The sequence below is a fragment of the Bradyrhizobium sp. UFLA05-112 genome (assembly GCF_053572325.1).
The window spans coordinates 24,142-30,519 of record NZ_JBANBK010000094.1 but is presented as its reverse complement, the minus strand read 5'-3'; the positions used below and the strand labels follow the sequence as shown (position 1 = coordinate 30,519).

8 protein-coding genes and 1 pseudogene are annotated in these 6,378 nt (G+C 57.9%); 8 read left to right on the top strand and 1 reads right to left on the bottom strand.

Features of this window, described 5'->3' with window-relative positions:
- Nucleotides 1-745: 745 nt before the first annotated feature.
- Nucleotides 746-1,465, bottom strand: coding sequence for a DUF3108 domain-containing protein (locus tag SO180_RS35755; protein WP_449383518.1), 720 nt, complete (start codon nt 1,463-1,465; stop codon nt 746-748).
- Nucleotides 1,466-1,972: 507 nt separating this feature from the next.
- On the opposite strand from SO180_RS35755, the gene rpmB reads away from it, so the two are divergent.
- From rpmB to SO180_RS35715, 8 genes and pseudogenes are all read left to right on the top strand, one after another.
- Nucleotides 1,973-2,281 (top strand): 50S ribosomal protein L28, encoded by a 309-nt coding sequence (gene rpmB / locus SO180_RS35750; protein ID WP_449383517.1) that lies wholly within the window; start codon nt 1,973-1,975, stop codon nt 2,279-2,281.
- A 294-nt stretch (nt 2,282-2,575) separates the two neighbouring features.
- A complete protein-coding gene (locus SO180_RS35745; protein WP_449383516.1) occupies nt 2,576-3,199 on the top strand; it encodes a dsDNA nuclease domain-containing protein in 624 nt (207 codons plus the stop codon).
- A gap of 148 nt (nt 3,200-3,347) precedes the next feature.
- On the top strand, nt 3,348-3,698 hold the full coding sequence (locus tag SO180_RS35740) for a hypothetical protein (protein WP_449383515.1): 351 nt from the start codon (nt 3,348-3,350) through the stop codon (nt 3,696-3,698).
- Nucleotides 3,699-3,700: 2 nt separating this feature from the next.
- A complete protein-coding gene (locus tag SO180_RS35735) occupies nt 3,701-4,369 on the top strand; it encodes a hypothetical protein (protein ID WP_449383514.1) in 669 nt (222 codons plus the stop codon).
- Complete coding sequence (locus tag SO180_RS35730; protein ID WP_449383513.1) at nt 4,335-4,748, top strand: hypothetical protein; 414 nt, start codon at nt 4,335-4,337, stop codon at nt 4,746-4,748. Before SO180_RS35735 ends, SO180_RS35730 begins: the two co-directional genes overlap by 35 nt.
- Before the next feature lie 87 nt (nt 4,749-4,835).
- Nucleotides 4,836-5,402, top strand: a complete 567-nt coding sequence (locus SO180_RS35725) for a hypothetical protein (protein ID WP_449383512.1) — start codon at nt 4,836-4,838, stop codon at nt 5,400-5,402.
- Between the two features lie 86 nt (nt 5,403-5,488).
- Nucleotides 5,489-5,724 (top strand): annotated as a pseudogene (locus tag SO180_RS35720) (phospholipase effector Tle1 domain-containing protein); the annotation flags it as partial.
- A 204-nt stretch (nt 5,725-5,928) separates the two neighbouring features.
- Nucleotides 5,929-6,351: a hypothetical protein gene (locus SO180_RS35715; protein WP_449383511.1), complete on the top strand. Its 423-nt coding sequence runs from the start codon at nt 5,929-5,931 to the stop codon at nt 6,349-6,351.
- Nucleotides 6,352-6,378 lie beyond the last annotated feature (27 nt).

Genomic DNA, 6,378 nt, shown 5'->3' with positions numbered 1-6,378 from the left:
CGTGTCGATCCTCATCCTGAGGAGCGCGGCACGCGCGTCTCGAAGGATGAAGGCCCGGCCGGTGCTGCGCTTACCCTTGCGGAGCGGGCCGGGCCCCTCGCCCTTCGAGACGGCCGCCGCGCGGCCTCCTCAGGGTGAGGGGAGCAAGCAGGGAGGATTGGGCTTTCATGTGTCGGTTATGTCTCCGAACGGGGGCGGCATTCTCCGTTGTCATGCCCCGGCTTGACCGGGGCATCCAGTACGCCGCGGCTCCTCGGTTCAACTACAGGCGCCTCGGAGTACTGGATCGCCCGGTCAAGCCGGGCGATGACGACGGAGAGAGTGGCGACAATGCTGGCCTCCCCCGCAACTGTCTCATTTTGCAACGCTTTCTCGCCTGCATTTAAACTTCGGAACGACTCCGGAACGAATCGCGGCCGAATCGCTGACTCCCCTCTGCTTCCGGATTCGTTCACGCAACATCTCGCGCCAGGTCGTTTTCCGGCGCACTAGATGGAGTTTTGGTCGTCGGCACAAGCGGCGTTTTCGGAGCGAGTTCCTTAATGTTGGGGACGGGGTGGAGTCGAATCAGAATCGACTGAGAGTCAAATGGATTCCGTTGCCCAACCCTCATCCTGTCAGGGTGAGGGTCGACGCGGGTGCGCCTCGCCCATTTTCGCGAAAACAAGCCCATGCACAGTAGGGATAGACAAGCAGAGCCGCGCTCCCCGCCATCTGTAGTGGGTCGGCATCGCCAAACGACGCCTCACTGCGTCTTCGCAACCTTCGGCGGCTGGGGGACGGTGATGAAGCTGGTGGCCTCTAACATGGCAGGTCCGAGCGGGGTCGGGATCTTCACCCAGAACGGCACCAGGATGCGGGTGCCCGCAACCGGCGCAAACGCGATCTCGATGTTGCGCTGGGCCGCGAGGTATTTGATGACCGGGCGATCCGGGATGTAGCCGGCGACGGGCACGAAATAGAGCGCGCAAACCACGACCGGGCCGCGATAGCCCTTCTCCGCCTTCACGCTCTCCATGCGCTTGAAATCGAGCTTGAGGTCGTAGCGCATGCGGCCGTCGAACACGGGGGCGCCGGTGTGGCAGGCCTCCGGCGACACTGGCTCGCCGGTGCCGGGCACGCGCAAGAGCGAAGCCGTCATCGGATCCCAGACGCCGCGGCGATGCGCCTCGGTGACGACGATGCGGTCAGGGTCGACCGGCGGCTCCGGCGCGATGCCGAACTCCTTCACATTGCCCTTGTCGAGGACGATGTGGATGTCCTCGGTCTTCTTCGAGGTGGTGGTGGAGGCCTGGTAGCCGGTCGCAACCAGCGCGCCGTTGACGACGCGGCCCTGCGAGGCGCCGGTGCCGGACCCGCCGGTGAAGGATTTCAGGATGCCGACGGTGCCGCCGGACGCGGCGGCCGAGAACACGTCCTCCTGGATGATGTGTATAAGAGACAGGGGCGAGAAAGACAGAGGCATGATCACGTTCAGTTGCAATCCGATGATACCGCTAGTGTTTGTACTTAAGCCAAAACCGGCGGCAAACAATGTCAGGGGCGAGCAATCAGAGCCCGGCCGCTTGGAACCAGCCTCTCTTTCCGCCCCGATTACGCCCTTTATGTGATGGTAAGGCGTTTCAATCATTGCCGTTTTCGTGAGTGGGGACGCGCGTACTCGATCACCGCACGCGCCCCTTGTTCCGCCGCTCCCTGCCCCTTGCTCCGCTGTCATGCCCCGGCTCGACCGGGGCATCCAGTACGCCGCGGCCCCTCAGTTGAATCACTACCGCCTCTGGAATACTGGATCGCCCGGCCAAGCCGGGCGATGACAGCGGTGGTTGGGCTGAAATCTCGGCCAAATCCTTGACTACCCGCCCCTTCCCCCCTATACGTCCGCCCGCTCCCTGCAAGGACAGAGAATTTGCACCCCCGTGGCGCCCCGAATGGCCGCCGCAAATCGCTGGGGGAACGGATAAGGATTTTTGACATGTCTCGCCGCTGCGAACTGACGGCCAAGGGCCCCCTCACCGGCCACAAGGTCAGCCACTCCAACATCAAGACCAAGCGCCGCTTCCTGCCGAACCTCGTCAACGTGACGTTCATCAGCGAAGCCCTCGAGCGCAACGTGCGCCTGCGCGTCTCCACCAATGCGCTCAAGAGCGTCGACCACAATGGCGGCCTCGATGCCTACCTCATCAAGGCTAACGCCGACGCCCTGTCGCCGCGCGCGCTGGAATTGAAGCGCCAGATCCAGAAGAAGGTCGGCGGCGCTGCGCCCGAGAAGAAGGCGAGCTAAGAATTCTTAAGAGCTGGGCCGGGGGCACGCGTAAGCGTCGCGTGGCGTAGCTTTAAGAGCGTTGAGTTTGAAGTGACGGCCGGGTCGAAAGATCCGGCCGTTTTTGTTTTTGCGGCCCCAGTTTTTGCGCTGCAACTAGATGCCTCCGTTGCGTCGTGGCCTCGGCGAAAACCTCGCGCTCACTTCAACTTTTTAACGATGCGATCGGCAGGCCGGATATGCTCGTCGTAGTTGTCATCCGAGGTGTACCCATTAGAGTGTCCTGAATCGCTTTTCTAAGTACGAGGATCTTTTTTGTCATTTGCAGACAGGCTCGTTGCGGAGCCGCAACGGGAAAAGTCGGGTGAGACGGGCGCTCAGCGCTACGACTATCAGGCTCTGTGGGGGCTTACGTTGGTTTTCGCCCATCACGGCACGAGTTCCGATTACGCGATCTCGTTCGAATTTCACGACGACATCGTCCTGCTCAACAGTTCTTCGGCCCCCTCACAAGCCTCCTTCTATCAAGTGAAAACAAAGTCAAAGGGCCATTGGACCCTGACAGAACTCACAAGTCGGAAAAAAAGGAAGAACGATCCAAACAACGGCCTGTTGCCGTCTCACGCGGGAAAGCTCTATTCCAACTACGACATCTTCCCGAGCGAAACGAACAAACTCGCGTTCGTCTCCAACGTGCCTTGTCAATTCTTTGATGCAGCGGCCACAGAGTGCTGCATGTCGGATGCAGAACCCAAAATGCTCTCCGACTTAACTGCGAAACTGCAAGCAGAGTATCCCACAGCTTCGGCAACTATCGTGGATGAGCTCTTTCGTTTCGTCAGGGCCGATTTGAAGTCTTCAGGACAGTTCAGCGCATATCAAGGGCAAACTTATCGAATTCGTTCACGATCAACTTGGGCCAGTAGAGTTCAATCCTGATAGTGTTTACAAAACTATAGTCGAGGAATGCCGCCTGCGCTCGAAATACACCGTATCGATACGTGACTTTGATGAGTTGATTAGTCGGAAGTCCATTACAAAGAGTCAGGTAGACGGCTGGCTAAAGGCGATTGAACTTGCGCACAGCATGCCTTCCTGGAACGAAATTGTAATCCATCTTGATGTTGGCGACGTATTGACTGTTGCAGAGCTGGCTCGCGAATGGAAGCGATACCGAGCGGTAGTCCTCGACTCGAGTGACCTCGCGGTCAACATGCTGCGCGACAAAATCCGGGTCGAGATCGATGCATGTTCGACCCTCGGCCTTCCCCTGCAGCAACTCGTGACCACTATCTACCCCTCGGTGGAGCCATTCGCGATGACGACCCTTGCACTGTTCAAGCCGGCTCGACTTAAAGTGATGATTATGTACGAGGTGTTCACACATGACCCGTCAGGAACGCTTCAAACGACTAATCCGCAGCCTGCGAACGCGTAGCTATGAAAAGCTTGCGGTTTCAAAAACTGTATCTGTGCTCCGAACTCGAAAAGTCGGCGAGGATCGCGACGTTCGATCCGAACACGACAGTAGTTCTCGGCGAGAATGACACGGGCAAGTCATGCCTGATTAAGTCGATCTATGCGGCTTTTGGAGCTGACGCCTATAAAGTTAGCCCGAGCTGGCAATCGCTCAAAGTCGACCTGCTGCTAGATTTTACAGTCAACGAAGACGCTTATCGCATACTTAGAACAGGGAGCTTCTTCGGACTCTTTGATCGCAAGGGGCAAATGATCTGGGAGGCATCCGGAGTTACGGGCGGAGTTGCCCCTCGTCTTGCCGAACTTCTCGATTTTAGGTTGACATTACAGGACCGAAACGGCGACCAAGTAGTCCCTCCGCCTGCATATTGCTTTCTTCCCTTTTATATCGATCAAGACATCGGATGGCTAAAGACGTGGAGTTCGTTCGCACGGCTGCAAATGTTTGAAGGCTATAAGCATGATGTCTCTTATTTCCACGCAGGCTTACTGCCGAATGAATACTACGTTGCTAAAGGATCGAAGTTAGAAGCGGAAAGATCAAAGGACGAATTCAAGGTAGAGAAACGCGCGCTAGACCCGTGCGACGAAACGATTGAGAAACCGGGAACGCAAAAGCGTACGGTTTGACCTTGATCCGGCATCGTTTGGCGAACAAATAACTGCGCTACTGCGAGAATGCGAGGAACTACAACGCCAGCAAGATGCCGTTCAGCGCATTTTGGTCGATTTGAGCTCTAAGCGCGTAGTGCTCCTAGAGCAGAAAGAGTTGGCAGCAAATGCCTTAGTTGAGTTAGACGCAGACTACGAGTTCCTTCGCGATTCATCCGAGCCCGAGATCGTTTGTCCGACCTGCGGGACGATTCATACGAATGACTTTTCGAATAAGTTTGGTCTCGTTTCAGACGCGGAGTCGTGCCGCAGCCTCTTGATGGAGGTTCAGCACGAAATTAATGCAATCGACGAGCAAATCGCGGTGCAGCGCGGCAAGTTCGGAACATTCGCCTGAGAGATACAGCGCATAAATTCCCTTCTGGACGAGCAGCGCGGCGAACTGAAACTTCGCGACTTAATCGCAGACGAGAGCGAGCGTCTGGTGGACGCCGCGCTCGCTGAAGAGCATCGAGATTTAGACACTAAGATTGGTCAGCTCGATGCGAGGTCCGATGAGGCGTCACTAACCATGAAATCTTACGAGCGTCGGAAATTCCAACAGCCGATAAAGGACCGCTATTTTTCTTACATGAAGGGCTTCGTCACCCGACTAAAGGTGCCCAACCTGCCTGAGAAGAACTACAAGAGAATTGACTGCTCAATTAGCGAAACTGGCAGCGATTTGCCCCGGGCTTTGCTCGCCTATTATTTGGCGTTCCTTCATACGATGCGAGCCACCACTGAATCGGCACCATGTCCGCTGGTGATCGACACGCCAGTACAACAAGATCAAGATCCCGAGAATGCCGCCCGCATGATCGAAGCATGCCTTAAAGAGGCCCCTGGGGGCACGCAGATTATCCTCGGGACAGTCGGCCTACACGGAGTAGAATACCAAGGCCATACGATAAGAACAGAGGACAAATACCGGCTGCTAAGCAAGAACGACTACGAGGCTGTCGCTCTGCATATGAAGCCATATTTTGCGCAGATGCTCAAACGCAAGTAGCTCGATGCGGCGCCCTTCGATGATTTGAAAGGGATACCCTGAGGCAGGCAGGAGACGCTTCGATGGAGCGAAGCCAAAACGAAACTATGCACGAAGCCAAGAACAAGCACGCGACCGCGCCCAGGAACGAATCCAAGAACATCGTCATCTAGTGCGACGGGACGGGCAACGAGACTTCTGAGAATATCTCCAATGTGCTGGCGCTCAATCGCTGCCTGCGCAAGACCGACAGGACGCGGCCGCTAGTGTCCTATGCCGCCGGGGTCAGCCCGTCACGGAGCCCACGACGTGGCACCGGCGGAAGACCAACATCAATCCGGTGACGGTGCCCGCCCCCGCGTTAACCGTCCATTAACCAACGCAGCCTAGCCTGCAGTGATCGTCCAGCCATCATCAGCCTGAAATGCCTTCCCGGTTCGCTCCAGGAGAAGAGCCGATGTCCGTTGAGTTGTTGACGTATGCCGAGCTTAGTGCCCGCCTCGAAATCTCGCGCGAGGCTGCTCGGTCGCTTGCCAGGCGACGCGCCTTGCCGCGCTCGCGTTCGGATGACGGCAAGACCCGGGTCGGCGTCGATTTCTCCGAGCTGCGCTACAGGCCCCGGCCGCGAATTGGCCGCCAGGCGGACCCCATCGCCGCCTCCATGGCAAAGATCGACGCATTCAGGAGCGAGGCATTCAAGGCGGAGATCGCGCGGCTCGAAGCACAGGCGGCCGTCTACAAGGCGGATTTCGAACGCGAGCGCGAGCGCGCCGATCGCCTGGCGGTCGAGCTGCTGCAGGCGGCGGCGGAGACGAGCGCAGCCAACGAGTGGGCGGCACGATTGGAAGACGAAGTGGCGACTTTGCGGACCGGCCGCCGAACCGGCGGCTCAATCGCCGGCCAGGCCGCGCTGCGATTGGGTCGTCTGGCCGCCTCCATCGTGGAATCAGACCGCGCGGCTTGCAGGTAGCACGCGAAAATCTCTCCATCCCCAGCC

Coding starts and splice junctions, on each gene's coding strand:
- SO180_RS35755 (WP_449383518.1), bottom strand. CDS start 1,465: ATGCCTCTGTCTTTCTCGCCCCTGTCTCTTATACACATCATCCAGGAG.
- rpmB (WP_449383517.1), top strand. CDS start 1,973: ATGTCTCGCCGCTGCGAACTGACGGCCAAGGGCCCCCTCACCGGCCAC.
- SO180_RS35740 (WP_449383515.1), top strand. CDS start 3,348: ATGCCTTCCTGGAACGAAATTGTAATCCATCTTGATGTTGGCGACGTA.
- SO180_RS35735 (WP_449383514.1), top strand. CDS start 3,701: ATGAAAAGCTTGCGGTTTCAAAAACTGTATCTGTGCTCCGAACTCGAA.